Annotated in this window: 27 protein-coding genes; 11 read left to right on the forward strand and 16 right to left on the reverse strand. The window is 64.1% G+C overall.

The annotated features are described in order from the left end of the window. Nucleotides 1-142 precede the first annotated feature (142 nt). From mepA to AC04SF_RS14730, 4 genes are all read right to left on the reverse strand, one after another. Entirely contained in the window at nt 143-1,222 is a 1,080-nt protein-coding gene (gene mepA, locus AC04SF_RS14715; RefSeq protein WP_488478391.1) for a penicillin-insensitive murein endopeptidase, read from the reverse strand. Nucleotides 1,223-1,305: 83 nt separating this feature from the next. Next, the gene (locus tag AC04SF_RS14720) at nt 1,306-2,205 is read right to left on the reverse strand and encodes an SDR family oxidoreductase (protein WP_488478392.1); all 900 of its coding nucleotides are present in this window, start codon (nt 2,203-2,205) and stop codon (nt 1,306-1,308) included. Further along, nucleotides 2,202-3,356, reverse strand: coding sequence for a tRNA epoxyqueuosine(34) reductase QueG (gene queG, locus AC04SF_RS14725; protein ID WP_488478393.1), 1,155 nt, complete (start codon nt 3,354-3,356; stop codon nt 2,202-2,204). Before queG ends, AC04SF_RS14720 begins: the two co-directional genes overlap by 4 nt. Further along, nucleotides 3,337-4,029, reverse strand: coding sequence for a glutathione S-transferase family protein (locus AC04SF_RS14730; protein WP_488478394.1), 693 nt, complete (start codon nt 4,027-4,029; stop codon nt 3,337-3,339). The genes queG and AC04SF_RS14730 overlap by 20 nt, the downstream gene beginning before the upstream one ends. Before the next feature lie 160 nt (nt 4,030-4,189). Here AC04SF_RS14730 and AC04SF_RS14735 point away from each other — a divergent pair, with 160 nt between their 5' ends. Then, complete coding sequence (locus tag AC04SF_RS14735) at nt 4,190-4,996, forward strand: undecaprenyl-diphosphate phosphatase (protein WP_488478395.1); 807 nt, start codon at nt 4,190-4,192, stop codon at nt 4,994-4,996. A gap of 38 nt (nt 4,997-5,034) precedes the next feature. On the opposite strand, the gene AC04SF_RS14740 is transcribed toward AC04SF_RS14735, so the two are convergent. Then, entirely contained in the window at nt 5,035-5,412 is a 378-nt protein-coding gene (locus tag AC04SF_RS14740; RefSeq protein ID WP_096452146.1) for a YraN family protein, read from the reverse strand. 87 nt (nt 5,413-5,499) lie between these two features. Beyond that, nucleotides 5,500-6,411 (reverse strand): 16S rRNA (cytidine(1402)-2'-O)-methyltransferase, encoded by a 912-nt coding sequence (gene rsmI, locus AC04SF_RS14745; RefSeq protein WP_488478396.1) that lies wholly within the window; start codon nt 6,409-6,411, stop codon nt 5,500-5,502. Nucleotides 6,412-6,566: 155 nt separating this feature from the next. Between rsmI and AC04SF_RS14750 the strand changes: the two genes are divergently transcribed. Next, nucleotides 6,567-6,752 (forward strand): hypothetical protein, encoded by a 186-nt coding sequence (locus AC04SF_RS14750; RefSeq protein WP_488478397.1) that lies wholly within the window; start codon nt 6,567-6,569, stop codon nt 6,750-6,752. A gap of 7 nt (nt 6,753-6,759) precedes the next feature. Then, nucleotides 6,760-6,948, forward strand: a complete 189-nt coding sequence (locus tag AC04SF_RS14755) for a hypothetical protein (RefSeq protein WP_488478398.1) — start codon at nt 6,760-6,762, stop codon at nt 6,946-6,948. A gap of 83 nt (nt 6,949-7,031) precedes the next feature. Here the strand turns inward: AC04SF_RS14755 and AC04SF_RS14760 are convergent, their stop codons facing one another. The 6 genes from AC04SF_RS14760 to rph form a co-directional block, all read right to left on the reverse strand. After that, entirely contained in the window at nt 7,032-7,355 is a 324-nt protein-coding gene (locus AC04SF_RS14760; RefSeq protein ID WP_488478399.1) for a low molecular weight protein tyrosine phosphatase family protein, read from the reverse strand. A 42-nt stretch (nt 7,356-7,397) separates the two neighbouring features. Continuing rightward, complete coding sequence (locus AC04SF_RS14765) at nt 7,398-7,721, reverse strand: hypothetical protein (RefSeq protein WP_488478400.1); 324 nt, start codon at nt 7,719-7,721, stop codon at nt 7,398-7,400. An 82-nt stretch (nt 7,722-7,803) separates the two neighbouring features. Then, complete coding sequence (gene hemW / locus AC04SF_RS14770; protein WP_488478401.1) at nt 7,804-8,982, reverse strand: radical SAM family heme chaperone HemW; 1,179 nt, start codon at nt 8,980-8,982, stop codon at nt 7,804-7,806. Then, complete coding sequence (gene rdgB, locus AC04SF_RS14775; protein ID WP_488478402.1) at nt 8,979-9,641, reverse strand: RdgB/HAM1 family non-canonical purine NTP pyrophosphatase; 663 nt, start codon at nt 9,639-9,641, stop codon at nt 8,979-8,981. The genes hemW and rdgB overlap by 4 nt, the downstream gene beginning before the upstream one ends. Next, complete coding sequence (locus AC04SF_RS14780) at nt 9,641-10,051, reverse strand: VOC family protein (protein ID WP_488478403.1); 411 nt, start codon at nt 10,049-10,051, stop codon at nt 9,641-9,643. The genes rdgB and AC04SF_RS14780 overlap by 1 nt, the downstream gene beginning before the upstream one ends. Nucleotides 10,052-10,287: 236 nt before the next feature. Then, nucleotides 10,288-11,004 (reverse strand): ribonuclease PH, encoded by a 717-nt coding sequence (gene rph / locus AC04SF_RS14785; protein ID WP_095202876.1) that lies wholly within the window; start codon nt 11,002-11,004, stop codon nt 10,288-10,290. Nucleotides 11,005-11,139: 135 nt separating this feature from the next. Between rph and hrcA the strand changes: the two genes are divergently transcribed. The 6 genes from hrcA to AC04SF_RS14815 all read left to right on the forward strand — a co-directional run bounded on the left by hrcA (nt 11,140) and on the right by AC04SF_RS14815 (nt 16,563). Further along, complete coding sequence (gene hrcA, locus AC04SF_RS14790; protein WP_096452132.1) at nt 11,140-12,222, forward strand: heat-inducible transcriptional repressor HrcA; 1,083 nt, start codon at nt 11,140-11,142, stop codon at nt 12,220-12,222. Between the two features lie 41 nt (nt 12,223-12,263). Further along, complete coding sequence (locus tag AC04SF_RS14795; RefSeq protein ID WP_027041026.1) at nt 12,264-12,461, forward strand: hypothetical protein; 198 nt, start codon at nt 12,264-12,266, stop codon at nt 12,459-12,461. Nucleotides 12,462-12,552: 91 nt separating this feature from the next. After that, entirely contained in the window at nt 12,553-13,923 is a 1,371-nt protein-coding gene (locus tag AC04SF_RS14800; protein ID WP_488478404.1) for a PQQ-dependent sugar dehydrogenase, read from the forward strand. 112 nt (nt 13,924-14,035) lie between these two features. After that, nucleotides 14,036-14,653 (forward strand): LysE family translocator, encoded by a 618-nt coding sequence (locus AC04SF_RS14805; RefSeq protein WP_488478405.1) that lies wholly within the window; start codon nt 14,036-14,038, stop codon nt 14,651-14,653. Nucleotides 14,654-14,833: 180 nt separating this feature from the next. Next, on the forward strand, nt 14,834-15,814 hold the full coding sequence (gene cysK, locus AC04SF_RS14810) for a cysteine synthase A (protein WP_488478406.1): 981 nt from the start codon (nt 14,834-14,836) through the stop codon (nt 15,812-15,814). Between the two features lie 122 nt (nt 15,815-15,936). After that, the gene (locus AC04SF_RS14815) at nt 15,937-16,563 is read left to right on the forward strand and encodes a glutathione S-transferase family protein (RefSeq protein WP_488478407.1); all 627 of its coding nucleotides are present in this window, start codon (nt 15,937-15,939) and stop codon (nt 16,561-16,563) included. A gap of 3 nt (nt 16,564-16,566) precedes the next feature. Here the strand turns inward: AC04SF_RS14815 and AC04SF_RS14820 are convergent, their stop codons facing one another. Then, nucleotides 16,567-17,811: an RNA polymerase sigma factor gene (locus AC04SF_RS14820; protein ID WP_488478408.1), complete on the reverse strand. Its 1,245-nt coding sequence runs from the start codon at nt 17,809-17,811 to the stop codon at nt 16,567-16,569. A 7-nt stretch (nt 17,812-17,818) separates the two neighbouring features. Next, nucleotides 17,819-18,187 (reverse strand): YciI family protein, encoded by a 369-nt coding sequence (locus AC04SF_RS14825; RefSeq protein ID WP_488478409.1) that lies wholly within the window; start codon nt 18,185-18,187, stop codon nt 17,819-17,821. A 224-nt stretch (nt 18,188-18,411) separates the two neighbouring features. Between AC04SF_RS14825 and AC04SF_RS14830 the strand changes: the two genes are divergently transcribed. Beyond that, nucleotides 18,412-18,873 (forward strand): RidA family protein, encoded by a 462-nt coding sequence (locus AC04SF_RS14830; protein ID WP_488478410.1) that lies wholly within the window; start codon nt 18,412-18,414, stop codon nt 18,871-18,873. A 121-nt stretch (nt 18,874-18,994) separates the two neighbouring features. Here AC04SF_RS14830 and AC04SF_RS14835 read toward each other — a convergent pair whose 3' ends face one another. Together AC04SF_RS14835 and AC04SF_RS14840 are read right to left on the reverse strand one after the other, a co-directional pair. After that, entirely contained in the window at nt 18,995-19,468 is a 474-nt protein-coding gene (locus tag AC04SF_RS14835; protein WP_488478411.1) for a thiol-disulfide oxidoreductase DCC family protein, read from the reverse strand. 179 nt (nt 19,469-19,647) lie between these two features. Beyond that, nucleotides 19,648-19,788 (reverse strand): hypothetical protein, encoded by a 141-nt coding sequence (locus AC04SF_RS14840; protein ID WP_080680878.1) that lies wholly within the window; start codon nt 19,786-19,788, stop codon nt 19,648-19,650. Between the two features lie 355 nt (nt 19,789-20,143). Here AC04SF_RS14840 and ku point away from each other — a divergent pair, with 355 nt between their 5' ends. Beyond that, the gene (gene ku, locus AC04SF_RS14845; protein ID WP_202352064.1) at nt 20,144-21,013 is read left to right on the forward strand and encodes a non-homologous end joining protein Ku; all 870 of its coding nucleotides are present in this window, start codon (nt 20,144-20,146) and stop codon (nt 21,011-21,013) included.

Raw genomic sequence — 21,013 nt, forward strand, 5'->3', positions numbered from 1 at the left:
TCCGTTGACTAGCGCATGAGTCTGAAAAGGGAAACGGTTTTCGAGCCCGTCCGCGCGAGCGGCGAGCTTCTGCGGCCAAACGGCCACTATTTCGCGAAAACAGCCCGCTAAACCGATTGAGACTGCGAAGGCGCAGCGGCGATCAGTTCGCAGGCGGCCGAGGACGGGGAACCGGCGCGCCCATTCTGGGCGTCGCCGCGAAAGCATTTGCCGCGCCTGGCAAATCGCCGCCGCCACTGGCGGTGCTGGCCGGCTGCGGCGGCGCTTCCGGTTCGGGTGCGGCGACCGCGACCGGCACGGCGCCGCCATGATAGGTCGCCGCCTCGGCCGACTCTGGCCCCGGCGCTTCGAGCACGGCGCGACATTCCTTGGGCAGGTTGGCCATGGTCATCACGTCGCGCGCCTTCGGCGCATCCGGGTTTTTGTTGGGCCGCCACGGTTCTTCGGTGAACCACCAAGCGAGCGGCTTGCCGCAGCCGTCATCATCGGGCGTCGTCTCCTGCGCCTTGCAGTTGGGCGAACCCGGCTGGCAGCCGATGCGCATGTGGAAATGATAGTCGTGGCCCCAGAACGGCCGGATCTTGCGCAACCAGGTGCGGTCGCCCTTGACCGTGTCGCAGAGCTTTTTCTTGATGCCGGGATTGACCAGGATGCGTTCGACCTCGGGATAGCTCGCCGCCCGCTTCAGAAGCGCCGTGTGCTGCGGCTTCCACAGCGCGTCCTTCACCAGATGCGTCTTCTCGTCGACCATCAAGGTGGCGCTCATCGATTCGCGCTGCGCCATCGACAGCGGGCGGCTGGGCATCGGCGTCAGCCAGACGTCAGCGTCGAGCCCGATCTGGTGCGAGGCGTGGCCGGTCATCATCGGGCCGCCGCGCGGCTGCGAAATGTCGCCGATCAAGAGACCGGGCCAGCCATCGGCGGCGGCATCGCGCGACAGTTTCTCGATCAGGGCAATCATCGCCGGATGGCCCCAGCGGCGGTTGCGCGACGGCCGCATCACCTCCCAGGTCGGACCATCCATGGGAATGGCGACGCCGCCGGCAAAACAGCCCTTGGAATAGAAGCCGATCGACTGCGCCGCGGTCGCGGTCGGCAGTTTTTCGGCGCCGAACAGGTCTTTTGCCCGTTCCTCCGCGCTTGCGGGCTGGACGGCGAGGCCTAGCAAACCGAGCACCGCTGCCAGCAGTGATTTCTTGCCGAGCCGCATCGCTGTCTTCATGAAACCGGATCCCCACCGCAATCCCAGGCCCGAATCATAGCACGCAACGCAACGTGCTTCGATCGCCCTACCCCTTGGCGCAATCAGCGCTTTATCGGGCTGCGCGCCTCGCCATCGCGCCAGTCGCCGCTTGCCCACATATGGTCGAAGGCGGCGCGGTAGTCCGAAAAGCGAAAGCCATAGCCCGCCGCCTTGATCGCCGCATTGGCGACACGCTTGTTCTCGCCATAGAAGGACCGTGCCATGGGCGAAAGTTGGGCGGTCTCGAAAGGAATTTCCGGCGGCGGCTCGACGCCCATCAGAGACGCTGCATAGGCGACGACATCCTGCGGCGGCGCCGGCTCATCGTCCGTGATGTTGAAGATGCCGCCTGTGTTGCCCTCGATAAGCTGCCAGAGCGCCCCGGCAATGTCGTCGCAATGAATGCGGTTGAACACTTGGTCCGGCTTGACCAGCCGCCGCGCGGTGCCGTTTTCCAGATTGACCAGGGCGTTGCGGCCAGGTCCGTAAATGCCGGACAGGCGCAGGATCGCCACTGGCCGGCCGATATCCTTGCCGAGCTTCAGCCACTGCTGCTCGGCCTCAACCCGCATGACTGAGCGTTTCGACACCGGCCGGCACGTGGTCTTTTCGTTGACCCAGGCGCCGCCATAGTCGCCATAGACGCCGACGGTTGAGAGATAGCCGATCCATTCCAGCGCCGGCATCCTCGCGATTGCGGCCCGGGCGGCATTCAAGACGGGATCGCCCGCCTCTTCGGGTGCGACCGAAATCACCAGATGCGTCGTTTTTTCCAGCGCCTTGCCGATTTCACCGGTCAGCGCGCCATCGAACAGCAGGGGCGCGATGCCGGCCTGGCGCAGCGCTGCGAATTTTTCCTCGGAACGAGTCGTGCCGAAGATCGTGGCAGCGCCCGGATTGGCGCGTGCAAAAGCCTTGCCGGAATAGCCGGCGCCGAAGATCAAGATCTGCTTTTCGCTCATGCATGTGCCCTGGTTGGCCGCGCCAGACGCCATTCCTCGCGTACGGCCCCGTCAATCTCGGTGTTCAGGCCGATCTCAGCCCGCTCGGAATATTCGGCATCCGGCACCAGCCGCGCCAGCGCCCATATTGCCGCGCCCCGCACCAGCGGCGAGGCGTCATCCAGCAAGCCACGCACGGGACCGGCCAGCGCGGCCTCGCCGGAATTGCCGGCGGCGATCAGCACGTTGCGGATGAAGCGATCGCGGCCGATGCGCTTTATCGGCGAACCCGAGAAAAACGACCGGAAGGCCGCGTCGTCCAGTTCGAGCAGGTCGGCGAGCGCCGGCTCGCGCAGATCATCGCGCGCGGCGAGTTTTGCCTCGGAGGCGGCGCGGGCAAACTTGTTCCAGGGGCAGGCGGCCAGGCAATCGTCACAGCCATAGATGCGGTTGCCGATCTTTTCGCGGAATTCATGCGGGATCGGTCCCTTGTTCTCAATGGTGAGGTACGAAATACAGCGCCGTGCATCGAGCCGGTAGGGTGCTGGGAAGGCGTCTGTCGGGCAGGCGTCGAGGCAGGCGCGGCAGGAACCGCAGTGGTCGATCTCGGCGCGATCGGGGACCAGCTCAGCCGTGGTGAAGATGGTGCCGAGGAACAGCCAGGAGCCGTGCTCGCGGCTGACCAGATTGGTGTGTTTTCCCTGCCAGCCGAGGCCCGCGGCTTCGGCCAGCGGCTTTTCCATGACCGGAGCGGTATCGACAAACACTTTCACGTCGCCGCCGGCACGCGCCACGATCTTGCCGGCGATTTCCTTCAGCCGCCCCTTCATCACCTCGTGATAGTCGCGGTTTTTCGCGTAGACCGAGATCGCGCCACGGTCGCGCTTGGCCAGCAGGTCGCGAGGATCATGGTCCGGCCCGTAATTCATCGCCAGAACGACGATCGAGCGCACTTCAGGCCACAGCGTGGAAGGCTCGCTGCGGCGCGCAATCGTCTCGGCGATCCAGTCCATCGATCCGTGAAAGCCGTCGGCGACGAATTCGGCCAGCCGCGCAGGCGCGAGCGGGATGGCATCGGGAGAGGTGACGGCAATGGCATCGAAGCCGGCGCGCTGCGCCTCCGCGTCGATCAGCGCGCGCAGTTTTGCGGCGTCAGAAGTCGAGGTCCGCATAATGCGACACCGGCGACAGGCCGCGCACGCGGTCGGTCAGGAGCGGCCGGAAGGAGGGGCGCGACTTCACCCGCGTATACCATTCGCGCGCAGCAGTGTGTTCGCGCCAGTCGATCTCGCCGAGATAATCGAGCACCGACAGCGTCGCCGCGGCTGCCAGATCGGCATAGGTGACCCTGCCGCCGGCCAGCCAATGGCGGGTGCCGGCCAGCCAGTTGGTGTATTTCATGTGCTGGCGGATGTTGGCGCGCGCGGCGCGGATGGCGCCCGAATCGGGTGAGCCGCCGCCCGCCGTTTCCGGCATGATCGGCTTCAGCACGCGCTCGCGCACCAGATGCCGGGTGACTTCGCTTTCGGCCTTGTTGAGATACCAGTCGATCAGCCGGCGGATTTCGGCGCGCTGCATCGGGTCTTCGGCGAACAGCCGCTTGTCGCGCTTCAAGACACCGCGCGTCTCGTCGAGATATTCAGCGATGACGGTTGCGCCGACGATCGGCACATCGCCTTCGGCGAGCAGGATCGGCAGCGTGCCGGCCGGGTTCAGCGCCAAAAACTCCTTGCGCCGCGTCCACGGCTTTTCCTCGATCAACGCCAGTTCCTCGCCATACTCGCCGAAGGCGAGGCGGACGAAACGGCAGGTGGCGAACATGGGATGGTGGAAAAGCGTCAGCATGGTTCCGCGATGATAAAGCGCACTGGCGAATCGCCGGGCGCACCGGTAAGTCTTGGCCGCCCGGTTAGCGGGCCGTCAGGGTGTTGCGACCTATAGGGGCAGTTCAACGCCATGACAAGCAAACCGTTCTGTTAGCCGTCGCGCAAAGCCGAGGTAGCCCATGGAAAGCCAGACCATCGTCGAAGCCCTGCTGCTCGGCCTGCTGGAGGGCCTGACCGAGTTCATACCGGTGTCCTCGACCGGCCATATCCTGCTCGCCGGCCATTTCCTCGGCTTCAATTCCACCGGCAAGGCCTTCGAGATCCTGATCCAGCTCGGCGCCATCCTGGCAATCCTCAGCGTCTATTTCCGCCGCCTGTGGCAGATGCTGCTCGACCTGCCGCATGACCGGCTGACGCGGCATTTCGTCATCGGCATCCTGATCGCCTTCCTGCCGGCGGCGATCATCGGCGCGCTGGCGCATGATTTCATCAAGACAGTGCTGTTCGAATCGCCACGGCTGATCTGCATCATGCTGATCATCGGCGGCGTCGTGCTTTTGGCGGTGGACCGCATGAACCTGAAGCCGGTCTACCGCGACGTCGAGCGCTTCCCGACCCGGCTTTATCTGCAGATCGGGCTGTTCCAGTGCCTGTCGCTGATCCCCGGCACGTCGCGCTCCGGCTCGACCATCGTCGGCGCGCTGCTGTTGGGCGTCGACAAGCGGGCGGCGGCGGAATTTTCCTTCTTCCTCGCCATCCCGACCATGGTCGGCGCCTTTGCCTTCGACCTGTTCAAGAACCGCAACGTGCTGAGCAGCGCCGACCTGCCAATCATCGCCATCGGCTTCGTCGCCGCCTTCGTCACGGCCTTGGTGGTCGTCCGCTACCTGCTCGATTACGTCTCGCGCAACGGCTACTCGCTGTTCGGCTGGTGGCGGCTGGTGGTGGGGGGTGTCGGGTTGGTGGCGCTGATGATTTGGGGGTGAGGAGTGTTCTGCGGCCTCCTCGACGCGAGGCCCTCCCACTAATTCCGTCCATAAAACGCATTCTCGACATGAACCGGCCAGCGCCAGGGCAGCACCGCGACCATGTCGAAACGCATCGACAGCCTGCCGTAGTCGGGCTGCCGCGACAGCCAGATGTCGGCGGCCGCCTCGATGCGGCGCTCGGATTCGTGGCCGATCGCTTCCATGGCTTCCATCAGCGTGCGGCGCGCCTTGACCTCGACGAACAGAACGAGGTCGCCGCGCCTCGCGATCAGGTCGATCTCGCCGAAACGGGTGCGATGGCGTCGCGCGAGGATGCGGTAGCCCTTGAGCATCAGCGCGGCAGCCGCCAGCCATTCGCCGCGATGGCCGCGCCGATAGGCTTTCTGGCGGTTGGCGCTCGGGCGCTCAGCCACCGTCGGCTTCCCCTGAGCTTTGTTTGACCATGATCTCTCGACAAACGAAACCGTTTGTCCGGGAAAACCGATTTCCACTTTTCGGGATCATGGTCTGTCCCTGAGTTCCAACAGCCGCCGATAGAGCGCCTGCTTCTGGCCGCCGGTCATTTTGGCGGCTTCCGCCGCCGCCTTGGAGGCCGGCATTTCGGCGGCGAGCGACAGCAGCAGGCGATCGATATCGGCCGGTTCGTCCGCCTTGGCCTCAGCCGGACCGACGCAAACGACGATCTCGCCCTTCGGCGTATCGGCCGCGGCGTAATGGTCGGCGAGCACTTGCAACGTGCCGATGCGCATTTCCTCGAAGGTCTTGGTCAATTCGCGGCCGATGGCGGCTTTGCGTTCGCCGCCGAGGGCCTCGACCATGGCGCCGAGGGATTCGGCCAGCCGGCGCGGCGATTCAAAGAAGATCAGCGTTGCCGGCACCGCCTTCAGGGCTTCCAGCCGTGTCAGCCGTTGGCCAACCTTGACCGGCAGGAAACCGGCGAACAGGAAGGCGTCGGACGGCAGACCGGATGCCGTCAGCGCGGCCAGCGGCGCCGACGGGCCGGGGATCGGCACGACGCGAAGGCCATGGTCGATCGCCTCGCCGACCAGCCGGTAGCCGGGATCGGAGACCAGCGGCGTGCCGGCATCGGAAATCAGCGCCACGCTCTGGCCGGCCTGAAGCGCCGCGATCAGTTTCGGCCCGGCCTCGCCGGCGTTGTGCTCGTGATAGGCGGTGGTGCGGCGGCGGATGCCGTAGCGGTCGAGCAGCACGCGCGACACGCGCGTATCCTCGCAGGCGACGATGTCGGCGGCGGCCAGCGTCTCCAGCGCGCGCAAGGTGATGTCGGCCAGATTGCCGATCGGGGTCGCCACCAGATAGAGCGCCGGCTCGAGCGGACGGGCGGCAATTTCGGTCTGCCCGACCACATAGCTGCGCTTGCCCGTCTCATCGGTCACTGATGCCGTCTCCATTCGGCCCTGTTTGGCCTGGCAAATCTTGTTTGGCATGGCTGGTGCCGGCTTGCAAAAGCTCACGCCGATGTAAGCCAATCGCCATGCCTTCGCCACAGTGGGGAACCAAACCGGGACTGGCAGATTTAGCCCCTGATTCCTAAAGGGAGGACAGGATGGACAGCCTGAAGATACAGGACGCTTTCGAACCCTACTATGCCGGCCGCAAGCGCGTCGCCGCCCCTAGGGACAAGCGGCTGCCTGCCAAGACCGACACCGGCCTGACCGAGCGGGCGACAACCGCCTTGCCGACGAATGTCAGGCTTTCCGACAACAAACCAGACAGCACGACGGAGCACTGACCGAACGATGCCCAATCGCTTCGATATATTCATCACCCGTCTTGAAACGAAAAGCGCCAGAGAAGGCGTGCCGCCACATCCGATGAACGACCAGCACAGCGTTCGCCGCGAAAAGGCCGACGCCAAACCGGACCGGACCGGAGAGGCGCATTCCGAAAAAGATCGCGGCAAGCGGCGCTTCAAGCACGACGCCTGACAGGCGCGACCCCGTGACCGCTCTCGCTTCGTCATCGTGGGCGGGGCGATGCGGCGAGGATCCGAGGATGGCGAGGATCTGGTTCACGCCAGATAGCGTGCAACGCGCGCCTTCAGAAGGTCAATCAGCTCCAGATCCATGAATTCATAGTTATCCGGTATATCGAGGCATATGACCCGGGCCTTCTTCAGGCTCGTCTTGAATTTCTTCTGCAGTTTGGTGCGGTGCAGCTTTTCCATGACGAAGATGATGTCAGCCCAGGCGACCAGCTCATGCGTCAGCGGCGTGTCGGCGTCATGATTGGTTCCCGCCGACGCAACCTCGATGTCCCGGCGCGTCGAAAACACCTGCTCGGCGGTCGGGCTGCGCAAGCGGTTCTGGCTGCAGACGAAGAGGACGTTTTTCACCAGCTCGCGGCTTCCTGGTTCAGTGGCCTTGCGGCTGCGGCACTACTCATCGAACATTTCACGTATCGACTTGGTCATCGGCATGTACTGGTCAAGTGTCAGTCCGTAGAGTTCAAACTCTACCGCGTGCTCGCGCGGCAGCACCCTAAGATTTATACCGACATAGGTAAGAAAGCCCCGAACCACATCGAACTCAGTCATACCAGAGGGCTTTATTCTCGATATAACCTTCTGATTTTTGATAATTACGGCATCGGCTTGATAGAAATCTTCGTCAGCCCGTGGCTTCGAAATTTCGGTCAATCCGAACTCGAAGACATCATCCGTGTTCACAGTGCGAAGCGTCTCATGGATCAGATACTTCATGGCGCACCCACATCGGAAACAGCGTCCTGGTTTTTCAGCCAAGCTCGTAGCATCTTGCCTGAGCAGCAAACTACCTTTTGGCCTACCGCGCCAGATCCGCCACCACGGCGTCGAGCACGATCATGCCGGCCGGCGTGGCGCGCAGGCGCGCATTGCCGATCGGCGCCACCAGCCCCTCGCCCTGCAGCATGGACAGCCGCGCCGTCGACAGGCCGCGGCCGGAAAACGCCTCGTAGCGCGAGAGGTCGATGCCTTCGGCCAGACGCAACCCCATCAGCAGGAACTCGTCGGCCTCCTCCGATCGCGTCAGGATCTCGCCACCGGTGACGCCATGGCCCTTGGCCTCAACCAGATTGGCCCAGGTCTCCGGCATCCGCTCGGCTATCGTCACCGTGCGGCGGCCATTCTCGACGAAGCGGCCATGGGCGCCGGGGCCGATACCGACATATTCGCCATAGCGCCAGTAGGTCAGATTGTGCCGGCTCTCCGCGCCCGGCCTGGCATGGTTGGAAATTTCATAGGCCGGCAGGCCGTGCGCAGTGGTGATCTCCTGCGTCAACGCATAGAGATCGGCGGCGTGGTCGTTGTCGGGGATGATGAATTTCTTCGCCGCATGCAGGGCGTGGAAGGGCGTGCCTTCCTCGATGGTCAGCTGGTAGAGCGACAAATGATCGGCGGCATGGCCGATCGCCTGCTCGAGCTCGGCTGCCCAGGCCTCCGGCGTCTGGCCGGGGCGGGCGTAGATCAGGTCGAAGGAGAGCCTTGGGAATATGTCCCGCGCGAGCCCTATCGCATGCAGCGCTTCGTCGACATTGTGCAGCCGGCCGAGAAAGCGCAAATCTTTGTCGTTCAGCGCCTGCACCCCGAGCGAGACGCGATTGACGCCGGCCGCCCGATAGCCGCGAAACCGTTCGGCTTCGACCGAGGACGGATTCGCCTCCAGCGTCACCTCGATGCCGTCAGGCACCGTCCAGTTCTTTGCCACCGCGTCCAGAACCCTGGCCACGGTTTCCGGCTTCATCAGCGACGGCGTGCCGCCGCCGAGGAAAATGCTGGTCACCTCGCGCGGCCCGGTGCGCTGGCGCATGGTCGCCAGTTCCGCCTCGAAGGCGGCGGCAAAGCGCTCCTGGTCGACCGGCTGGTGGCGGACATGGCTGTTGAAGTCGCAGTACGGGCATTTGGCCGCGCAGAACGGCCAATGGATGTAGACGCCGAAGCCGGGGCTGCGATCCAGCGGCATGGTGATGCCGGATCCAGTCATGCCGAGCCCAATCTCGGCAAATTTAATCTCGCTTGGGCGAATTTCTGGAAGGCGCGAGCGCGGTGCGACAGCGCCGTCGGCTGGCCGGGTTTCCAGCCATGCTTTTCCTCAGCGCTCATCTCGCCGAAGGTTTTGTCGAATCCATTGGGCAAAAACACCGGATCGTAGCCGAAACCGAGCTCGCCGCGCGGCGGCCAGACCAGCGTGCCTTCGGCCTCGCCGCGATAATATTCGGCCTCGCCGTCGGGAAAGGCGAGGCAGATGACGGCGACAAAGCGGCCCTTGCGCTGTTCGGCCGAGGCGGCGCCGACTTCCTGCAGCGCCACTTCGGTGCGCTGCATGGCCATGGCGAAATCGCGCGAACCGTCCGGGGTTTCCGCCCAGTTGGCGGTGTAGACGCCGGGCGCACCGTCGAGCGCGTCGACGCACAGGCCGGAATCGTCAGACAGTGCCGGCAGGCCGGTCGCCTTCGCGGCGGCCAGCGCCTTGATATAGGCATTTTCCTCGAAAGTCGTGCCGGTCTCGTCCGGCTCCGGCAGGCCAAAATCCTTGGCCGACTTCGCCTCGAAGCCGAACGGTCCCATCAGGTCGGCAAATTCGCGCAGCTTGCCGGTATTGTGGCTGGCGACAACGATCTTCTTGCCATCAAGAGAATGCATCAAAGGCCCCAGATTCTCGGCTCGGCGAACTCGATCGAATTGCCCGAGGGGTCGCGTATATAGATCGAACGGCCACCTTGCGGCCATTCGAATTCGCTTTCGATGGCGATTCTTTTTGCCCTCAGATGCGCTTTCCAGGCCACGATTTCAGCGGCGGTTGCCGCAAAGCAGAGATGACCTTCGCCGACCGCGCCGTGCGGCGGCACCGGCAGCCGGGCGTCCGGCAGCGGAGGTGTTTTGGTCGCCTCGGCATTGAAGACCAGCAGCACGGCGGGTCCGCAGCGGAAGAAGAGGTGGCGGCCATCGACCTTGCCGAGGAGGGTGAGGCCGAGGATGTCGGTGTAGAAGGCTTCGGCTGCGGCTAGGTCGGTGACGTAGAGAGCTGATTCCAGGATTGCAGAGGGTATCACGAGGCGCCCCTCTCTGCCCTGCCGGGCATCTCTCTTTCCCTTCTCCCCTTGTGGGAGAAGGTGTCGCCAAAGGCGACGGATGAGGGGTGTTCCAGCGGAGTGAGACGTTGGCGTTCCCTGGAGCACCCCTCATCCGTCTCGGCGCTGCGCGCCGATCCACCTTCTCCCACAAGGGGAGAAGGTAAGCGGAGATGGCCGGCAGGCCAGAGAGGGGGCGCCAGGCTCGGCATCAAAACTTACGCCACCGCCATCTGCTGCAGGCTGACCAGCCTCTGGATGCCTTTCTTGGCCAGGCCCATCAATTCCGCGAACTGTCCTTCCGAAAAAGGCTCGCCCTCGGCGGTGCCCTGGATCTCGACGATGCCGCCCTTGCCGGTCATGACGAAATTGGCGTCGGTGCCGGCCGCGGAATCCTCGAGATAATCGAGGTCGATGACCGGCTGGCCGTCATGGATGCCACAGGAAATCGCCGCGACGTGATCTTTCAGCACCTTGGCGACGCTCGCCATCTGCCGCGCTTCCATCCAGCGCAGGCAATCATAGAGCGCCACCCAGCCGCCGGTGATCGAGGCGGTGCGGGTGCCGCCATCGGCCTGGATGACGTCGCAATCGACGGTGATCTGCTGCTCGCCCAGCGCCTGCAAATCGACCACGGCACGCAGCGAACGGCCGATCAGGCGCTGGATTTCCAGCGTGCGGCCGCCCTGCTTGCCGGCGGAGGCTTCGCGGCGCATGCGCTCGCCGGTCGAGCGCGGCAGCATGCCATATTCGGCCGTCACCCAGCCCTTGCCCGAATTGCGCATCCAGCCCGGCACCTTTTCCTCGAGGCTTGCGGTGCACAGGACATGGGTGTCGCCGAACTTCACCAGGCACGAGCCTTCGGCGTGCTTGGAGACGCCGCGCTCGAAGGAGATGGCACGCATTTCGTCGAATTGGCGTTTGGAGGGGCGCATTCAGGCTTCTTTCCAGTCATTTTTCGGAATCGTGGCCGGCTTGTAGCCCCACCAAGCCCATGGCGCAAAGGAAAATGGGCGGGTTGCGCCCACCGTGCCGAAGTCTATATCCTGAAGCAGGAGGTTTTTGGCCGAATGACCAAGGCAATCGATCCAGCTTCGCAGTCGCTTGCACTTCAATCACTCGACATGCGCTCACGCGACATCTTCCGGCGCATCGTCGATTCCTATCTCAGGGATGGCGAACCCGTGGGCTCACGCAGCCTGTCGCGCATCCTGCCGTCCTCGCTGTCGCCGGCCACCATCCGCAATGTGATGAGCGACCTCGAGCATCTCGGGCTGATCTACGCGCCGCACATCTCGGCCGGCCGGCTGCCGACGCAGGCTGGCCTGCGCTTCTTCGTCGATGCCTTCATGGAACTTGGCGACCTCTCCGACGAGGAGCGCCGCACCATCGAGGCACAGGTGCGGGCTTCCGGCTCCGGCGCGACGCTGGAGCACATGCTGACCGAGGCCAGCCAGATGCTGTCGGGCATGTCGCGCGGCGCCGGCCTAGTGCTGGCCGCCAAGAACGAGGTGGCGCTGAAGCATATCGAATTCATCCAGCTGGAGCCGACCAAGGCGCTTGCCGTGCTGGTGTCGCAAAATGGCGATGTCGAGAACCGCGTCGTCGAGCTGCCGGCGGGCATCACCGTCTCGCAGCTGCACGAAGCCTCGAATTTCCTCAACGCGCATATCCGCGGCCGGACGCTCGCCGAAGCGCGCACCGAGATCGCCCGCATCAAGGAAGAGACGAGAGCCGCGCTGGACACGCTGTCGCAGGACCTCGTCGAGAAGGGCCTGGCGGTGTGGGCGGGTGCGGAGAGCGGCCTGCCGGCGCGGCTTATCGTGCGCGGTCGCGCCAATCTGCTCGAAAACGTCACCGCCCAGGCCGACATCGAATTGCTGCGGCATCTGTTCGAGGACATGGAGACGCAGGACGGGCTGATCCAACTGCTCGATCTCGCCGAGCAAGGATCGGGCGTGCGCATCTTCATCGGTTCGGAAAACAAGCTGTTTTCGCTGTCGGGCTCGTCGCTGGTGGTCGCGCCCTATCGCGACAAGGATGCCCGCGTCGTCGGCGCGCTGGGCGTCATCGGCCCGACCCGGCTCAACTACGCCCGCATCGTGCCGATGGTCGATTATACCGCGCAGCTGATATCGCGCATGTTAAGGTAGACCCCTGGACAGCAAGAGACGGGCAGCAAGGAGAAAAAAGAATGGCGCTCGAAGAATTCAAGGCCCGGATCAGCCTGCTGCTCGAGGAGATGGTCAACCAGCCGGAAGACCAGCACGAAATCCAGGAACAATTGCGCGAAAAGCTGCAGGAAATGCGCGCCATGGGCCTGCCGCTGCCGGCCGATCTCGTCGCGCTGGAAAAACGCCTCGACGACGATTTTTTGGCTGCCGGGACATAAGCAGGGACCGCTTCGCTCAACTCGTCGTGTGAGGCGGAACCCGGGGACAAAATCGGCCGTTGGTTTCCTTCGCGATCACATGGAGGACAGAATGATCCGATTGGCCGGACTGATGCTTCCAGCCCTCTTTCTTATGACAAGCCCGGCATTCGCCCAGCAGGCCGATCGGCCGGTGCTGAAGGGTGCGGCCGCCTTCGGCGACTGGCGCGCCGACAGACCGGGCGTGCGCCGCCTGATCAAGCCGGAAGACCTGCCGAAGCCTTACCTCACCAAGTCGGCCTCGAACGGCGCCGGCCTTGCCGACATGCCGGCAGGCGCGAAACCGCAACTGCCACCGGGCTTTTCGGCCGAGCTGATCGCGTCCGGCATCGACAATCCGCGCGTCGTGCGCGTCGCACCCAATGGCGACCTGTTCGTCGCCGACAGCGAGGCCAACCAGGTCCGCGTTTACCGCCTGGCCAAGGACAGCGCCAAGCCCGCCGAGGACGGCATTTTCGCCGGCAATCTCAACCAGCCCTATGGCATTGCCTTCTATCCGCCGGGCGATGACCCGCAATGGGTCTATGTCGCCAACAGCGACAGCATCGTGCGCTTTGCCTACCGCAGTGGCGAGCTGAGGGCATCGGGCGAGCCGGACACCATTGTCGACAACATTCCCTCCAACCATCACTGGACGCGCGACATCGCCTTTTCGCCTGATGGCAAGACGCTCTATCTGTCGGTCGGCTCTGGCTCGAATGTCGCCGAGGACATGGGCAAGGCGCCGGATGGCAGCCTTGAAGCATGGGCAACATCGAAGCCGTTGGGCGCGACATGGGGCTCCGAAGAGGGGCGCGCCGACGTGCAGGCCTTCGATCCGGACGGCAAGAACGGCCGCATCTTCGCCACCGGCCTGCGCAACTGTTCGGGCATGACCATCCAGCCGGCGACCGGGGCGCTGTGGTGCGTCGTCAATGAGCGCGACGCGCTCGGCGACAACGTGCCGTTCGAATACGCCACCTCGGTCAAGGACGGCGCCTACTACGGCTGGCCTTGGTACTATATCGGCAACCATGAGGATCCGCGCCACAAAGGCGCGCGCCCCGACCTCGCCGGAAAAGCGACCATTCCCGACGTGCTGATGCAGGCGCATTCGGCGCCGCTCAACATCGCCTTCTACGACCGCGAGGACTTGCCCGCCGACAGCGGTTTTCCCAAGGAATACCGAGGCGATGCCTTCGTCGCCCTGCACGGTTCGTGGAATCGCGGCAACAGGACCGGCTACAAGGTCGTCCGCCTGTTGTTCAAGGATGGCAAGCCGACCGGCGAGTACGAGGATTTCATGACCGGCTTCGTCGTTTCCAATGGCGAAGTGTGGGGCCGGCCCGTCGGCGTGGCGGTGGCCAATGACGGCGCGCTGATCATGACCGAGGACGGCAACGGCACCATCTGGCGCGTGACCTATGACGGCGGGCGGTCCTGACGGCATTTCAGCGTGGTGCAATCGAATCCGGCTTCAGGGAATTCCAGCGGGTCCGACTTTGTGCGACAAGGCGCTCGTCCCAAATAGCGTTCCACGGACGCAAGGCTCGACCATGACCCTCACCGGCTTCCTCGCCTACAGTGCCGCCCTCGGCATCGCCGCCGCCATTCCCGGCCCCGGCGTTACCGCCCTTGTCGCGCGGGCGCTCGGCTCCGGCTTTCGCTCGTCGCTGGCCATGTCCTTTGGCCTGATGCTGGGCGACCTCACCTATCTGACCGCCGTCGTGCTCGGCCTCGCCTTTGTCGCGCAGACCTTCGGCATGGTCTTCCTCGCCATCAAATGGCTTGGAGTCGCCTATCTCGCCTTCCTCGGCTGGCGCTTCTGGACCGCGGGCATCACGCCCGAAACGGTCGAAGCGAAAAAGGGCAAGGGCGGGCTGGTTTCGAGCTTCATCGCCGGCCTCACCGTCACGCTCGGCAATCCGAAGACGATGATCTTCTACCTCGCCATCACGCCGACCATCGTCGACCTCAAGACGATCACGCTGGCCGACTACGGTATTCTCGCCGCACTGACGGTGCTGGTGCTGTTCGTCGTGCTGGTGCCTTACCTGGCGCTGGCCGCCAAGGCGCGCTGGTTCCTGAAATCGCCGCGCGCGCTGAAGCTGCTCAATCGCACCGCCGCCGGCTTCATGGTGGGTGCCGCGGCCGCGATCGCGGCCCGCCAGTAGCACCCTTTCAGCCAAAACATTCCGGGGTCAGGCTTCCCCGCGAAATGCTTTTCCGGGACAAGGGCGTTTTAGACACAGGCCCCACTCGGATATTTCCGGCCGACAGCTTATGTTGCGCGGCTGAAAGCCCTATCTTGCCGGCTGCAATGCCACTTGCCTGAAATTCTGGGAGCGAAACCAATGAACAAGCCCGTCACCTCTGCCCGCGTCCCCGGCCGCGGCCGCATCTACAGTTCCATCACCGACACGATCGGCGACACGCCCCTGGTCCGGCTCGACAAGTTCGCCAAGGAGAAGGGCATCGTTGCCAATCTCGTCGCCAAGCTCGAATTCTTCAACCCGATCGCTTCGGTCAAGGACCGTATCGGCGTGGCGATGATCGAGGCGCTGGAGGCCGCCGGCAAGATTTCGCCCGGCAAGACGACGCTGATCGAACCGACCTCGGGCAACACCGGCATCGCGCTGGCCTTCGCCGCCGCCGCCAAGGGCTACAAGCTGATCTTGACCATGCCGGAGACGATGTCGGTCGAGCGTCGCAAAATGCTGGCGCTGCTCGGTGCCGAACTGGTGCTGACCGAAGGTCCGAAAGGCATGAAGGGCGCCATCGCCAAGGCCGACGAACTGGCCGCGACGATCCCCAACGCCGTGATCCCGCAGCAGTTCGAAAACCCTGCCAATCCGGAAATCCACCGCAAGACGACAGCGCAGGAGATCTGGAACGACACGCAAGGCGAGATCGACATCTTCGTCGCCGGCATCGGCACCGGCGGCACCATCACCGGCGTCGGCCAAGTGCTGAAGAAGCACAAGCCATCTGTGCATGTCGTTGCCGTCGAGCCGGAAGCCTCGCCGGTGCTGTCGGGCGGCCAGCCCGGCCCGCACAAGATCCAGGGCATTGGCGCCGGCTTCGCGCCAAAGATCCTCGACACCACGATCTATGACGAGATCGTCAAGGTTTCCAATGAGGATTCGGTCGCCAATGCGCGCCTCGTCGCCCGCCTCGAAGGCGTGCCGGTCGGTATTTCGTCCGGTGCTGCCCTGCAGGCGGCAATCGTCGTCGGCTCGCGGCCGGAAAACAAGGGCAAGACCCTGGTCGTGGTCATCCCGGACTTCGCCGAACGCTATCTGTCGACGATTTTGTTCGAGGGGCTGGGGGCTTAGGCCACCACTTTTTGCTGGCCCGCTGAAAAATACTTCCGTGGCGCCGGCCGCCCGCTTGAGCAGTAGCGTGCTTCCGGTTCATATCGCCCCGGCCCGCTTTGCACGGGCCAGGGGAGAATTTCATGTACAAGCTCTATACCCGCCCCGGCAGCGGCGGCTTCGTCGTCGAGGCAGCGCTCGCCTTGGCGAATGCGCCATTCGAACAGGTCGACGTGCCGAAATCCGACCGGCCCGATCCGGCCTTCCTCGACATCAGCCCGCTGAACCAGGTGCCGGTGCTGACCTTGCCGGACGGACGCTCGATGACCGAATCGGCGGCGATCTGCATCCTGCTTGCCGAGCGCCATCCCGAGGCCGGCCTGGCGCCGGCGGTCGACGCGCCGGCCCGCGCCGATTTCCTGCGCTGGATGGCCTTCATGTCGTCTGTGCTCTACCCAGCGGTGCTGCGGCTTTACTACGCCCATCGCTACACGGCCGACGCCGACGGCACGAAAGCCGTCAAGCAGGCGGCCATCGCCGAGATGGATCGTGGCTTCGCCGTTCTCGATGCCGCCTTGCGCGACCGTGACTGGTTGGTCGGCGACGGCCTGTCGCTCGCCGACATCTACCTTGTCATGCTCATTGCCTGGCATCCCGACATCGACAGCGCGCGGACGGCATGGCCTGATATTGAACGCTTGTGGGCGAAGCTGCGTGAACATCCGCTGATGAAGACGCTCAACACATCGCATGAGATGTGGCCCGGCTGACGGTCAGTTTCGCAGCGCCGCCCTTTTTCCCTGCAGGAACCGGCGCACCGCCGGGTCGCGCTCAAGGCCGATCGCCCGATCATAAGCCTCGCTTGCTTGCGGCACCTGACCAAGCCTGGCCAGGAGCCCGGCGCGGGCCGCCCAATAGGGCTGATATTCGTCGAGCCGCTTGTCGTCGCCCAGCACGTAAAGCGCCGCCAGCCCCGCCATGGCGCCCTCGGTCTCAGCAAGCGCCACCGCGCGGTTGATCGCCACCACCGGCGATCCCACGATCGAAAACAGCGCGTCGTAGAGCGCACGGATCGCCGGCCAGTCGGTGTGGCCAGTCAGCCGCCGCGCCGCGTGCGCCGACTGGACGGCCGCCTCGAGCTGGTAGCGGCCGACGACGCCGCTCGCTGCGGCATGAGACAGAAGCGCCTCCGCTTCGTCGATGAGCGCGCGGTCCCATAGGTCGCAATCCTGTTCGGTCAGCGGCACGAAGTCGCCGTCGGCACTGCGCCGCGCCGTGCGGCGCGCCTCGGCAAACAGCATCAGCGCCAGTAGGCCAAGCGCTTCCGGCTCGTCCGGCATCAGCGTCGCCACCAGGCGGCCGAGCCAGATGCCTTCGGTGGCGAGGTTGCGGCGCCGCGTCTCGGTACCGGCCGGATCGGACCAGCCTTCGGCGAAGGCGGCGTAGATCGCCTCCAGCACGGCATCCAGCCGTTCGCCGAGTTCAGCCCGTTCCGGTACGCGGAACGGAATGCCGGTTTCGCGGATGCGGGCCTTGGCGCGCACCAGGCGCTGGCTCATCGTCGCCGGTGAAACCAGGAAGGCGGAAGCGATCGTCGCGGCATCGAAGCCAAGGATGGTCTGCAGGATCAGCGGTGCGCGCACGCCCGGCTCGATCGCCGGATGCGCGCAGGCAAACATCAGCCGCAGCCGTTCGTCGGGCAGATCCTCCTCGGTCATGCGCGCCTCCATCTCTTCGGCGATCAGTTGGAGATGCTCGCGGGCTGCCTCCCGGGTGAGCCGCCGCCGTACAGCATCGACGCGGCGCCGCCGCGCCACCGCAAGCAGCCAGGCTTCCGGCTTTTCAGGCACGCCGGACTTCGGCCAGCGTTCGAGCGCCGCTGCAAAGGCATCGGCCAGCGCATCCTCGGCGGCGGCCACGTCACGCGTGCGCGCCGCGAGCCAGGCGACCAGCTTGCCATAGTTTTGCCGGGCGGCGGCCTCGGCGGCCGCCCGGACGAACTCCGGTCGACTGTCCATCACACGGTCATGTCTTGGGCAGGTAGTCGGCCATTTCCCAGATCGGCCGCAACTCGACCGTGCCGGTGCTGGCCGCCGGACAGCGCGCCGCCCATTCGATGGCGGTATCGATGTCAGCCGCCTCGATCATGTAGAAGCCGGCAAGCTGCTCCTTGGTGTCGGCATAGGGGCCGTCGATGACGTTGGTCTTGCCGTCGGCGATCCGCACCGAGGTGGTCGCCTGGGTCGGGCGCAGCCTTTCGCCGGCCAGCCACACGCCGGACGTCTTCAGCGCTTCGGTATAGGCGCTATAGGCCGCGCTCATCTGCTGGATCTTGTCGATCGGCATGGCCGCCAGTGCGGATTCGTCGTTGTTGATCATAAGCATGTATCGCATGGGGTCTTCTCCCGTGGTTTCGAAGGCCGCGTCCTTGCGGGGCCAGACGTATGTCGCGCGGCGGCAGCCGATTTCGACAGGACGCGGAAAAAATCTTTCGGCTTCGTCACGCGGTTTCGCAAGGACCAGGTTTCGCCAAGCGGCCGGCGGCGGACTGGCAATGATGCCTCGTCACACTATCCTTTGTGATCCAAGCACGTCACGCCAGAGATGGGAGATGAGCAATGGAACTCGTGACCCACAAGAAATTCAAAAGCGGCCGGCTGATGCCGTGGGGCAAGGGGACAGTCGTCACCGGAGCGAAGGGATTTGTCTACCTTTGTGGAAACACGGCAACCGCCGCCGACTACGATCCGGCCGGCAAGCAGGGCGGTCGTTTCGCCGGCGACGCGGCGGCGCAGTGGCTCGAGGTTCTGGGCAATATCAAAGCCGATCTGGAGGAGCTGGGCACCGCGCTTGAACACCTCGTCAAATTGACCTTCTTTGTCAGAGGACCATTTCCCGACGGCGGCGTTCTCAGCTCTCCCAATTTTCGCCTGGACGTTCTGGACGGGTTCTTTGCCGCGCATTGCCCGAAGCACTGCAGTTACAACAACCCGCCGCCCTCAGAGGTGATTGGCGTTGCCGCGCTCGCTCAAGCCGACATCGTCATTGAAATTGTCGCGATCGCGGCCCTGCCGGATTGACCCGGGTCGTGGCGTGCCGCTAAGCTGGTGCGAAATGCAGGCCTCTATCGGCCGACAACGGCCCTCGCCGGCGTCAGCCTTCCGGCAACCGAACCAAGGCGACTACACCGGGCCTTGGCCTTCAGCCGATCAGGCGCTCCCGCAGCTCAGCCGATGGAATGTCGCAGCTGTCTTTCCTGCCAAACAGGGCGTAGCGATTTTCAGCGATGCGATTGTAGAGCCAGTCACGCAGCGGGCGCGGCAGCAGCAACAGCGCCTTCGCCGCGCGCCATGGCCAGCCGAGTTCCGACATCACCGCGACAAAGCTGTCGAGCTTCGTGAAAGCGACGCCATCGATGAGAACGAGATTGGTTTCGTAAGAGTCCGTGCGTAGCCCGTGCTTGCGAAACAGCGCTTCGCCGAAGGTCGATTGCGCGGTGGCGAAGCGGAAGTGGTTTTGGCGGTCGAGCCTGACCACCATGCGCACGAAGCCGGAGCACAGCACGCAGACGCCGTCGAAGACGATCAGCGGCTGGCGTGCATCGAAAGATGGTTCAGCGGGACTGGGCTTGGCCGAATTTGATTGGGGCAGATTTGACTGGGGAAGGTCGGTCACGCGGACCTCGGCTGCTCGTGTCCTGAGACACTAGGCCAGCCGAAGGCGGGATCAAAGACGTGGCGTTGTCGCACGCCGCCTGTCGCTCAGAGCCGGCCGCTCGGAACGATAGGTGGTGGCACGGGTATTGGCACCGGGCCTGCAGATACGGCTGTTGTGGCGGCTCTCGAATGTCATGGTCAGTGCGCGCCCAGCGAAGTGCCGCGACGGGCGCAGGCCGGACCGGGGCCGCGCATGTAGTAGCGCTCCGGCCGATAGGTCGGCGCGATGAATTCGCGGATGGCGGCGGCATAGCCGATGAGGTGAGTGAGGAAGTTCATTACCCTGTCCCTGTCCCGATTTTCGGATGTCCCTTCCGATTGACGGGCATCATAGCGTCGAGGCGTGAATAGTCGGTGAACACGATGTTAATATCTGGTCGAAAACCCGTTGCTTCGTGGCCGGAATGCGGCTGATTCGGGGTGTTTCCGTGCTCTTTGTCGCCATTCCGCCCAGTGTGACTTTTGCATCACATATGTTTCGTTTGAATGTCGCCTGCGCGCGGTTCTGTTTCAACTTTCGGCCGGCCGGCGAAATTTTCGTGCTCGACGCCCAGAGTCGGCTTACGCCGATGGACGCGGTTTGGAACTGGAACGGAACTTGCTCGTTCTCGACCTATCACCGCAGGAGTTTGTCATGGCGCCACGCCCAGCCTGGAAAGGCTATCTGAAGCTTTCACTGGTCACCTGCGCGGTCGAACTGACCAATGTCGTCACCCATACCGAAAAGGTCTCTTTCCGGGTGCTGAACCGCAAGACCGGCAATACGGTGAAGCGCATCTATGTCGATGCCGAAACCGGCAAGCCCTTGGATGATGGCGACGAGATCAAGGGCTATGAGCTCGAGGGCGGCGATTTCGTCCATATCGAGGAAGACGAGATCGAGGCGGTGCAGATCGAATCCTCACACACGATGAGCCTCGACGGTTTCGTCGACAAGGCCTCGATCCAGCAGATCTATCTCGACACGCCCTATTATGTCGCGCCGGCCGACAAGGTGTCGGAGGAGGCTTTCGCCGTCATCCGCGATGCCATGGTTGCGAAGAAGATGGCCGGGCTGGCGCGCATCGTGCTCTATCAACGCGAGCGTCCCGTGGTCATCGAGCCGCTCGGCAAGGGCATGGTGCTGACGACGCTGCGCTACGACAATACGGTGCGCCAGCCGGACAGCGTGTTCGGCGAGATCAAGGCGGTGAAGACCGACCAGGAGATGACCGAGCTCGCTGAGCTCATCATCGACAAGAAGAAAGCGAAGTTCGATCCGTCGAAATTCGACGACAAGTATGAAGACGCGCTGTTGGAGCTGATCCGTGCCAAGAAGGCGGGGCACGAGGCGCCGAAGGCCAAGGCGGCGCCCAAACCCTCCAACGTCGTCAATTTGTTCGATGCGCTGAAGAAGAGCCTGTCGTCGGATTCGGGCTCAACGAAGGCATCTTCCGCGAAAGCCAAACCGGCGGCCAAACGCGCCAAGCCGAAAGCAGCCGCGCCGAAGCGCAAATCGGCCTGA

The organism is Mesorhizobium sp. CNPSo 4671, assembly GCF_057784245.1.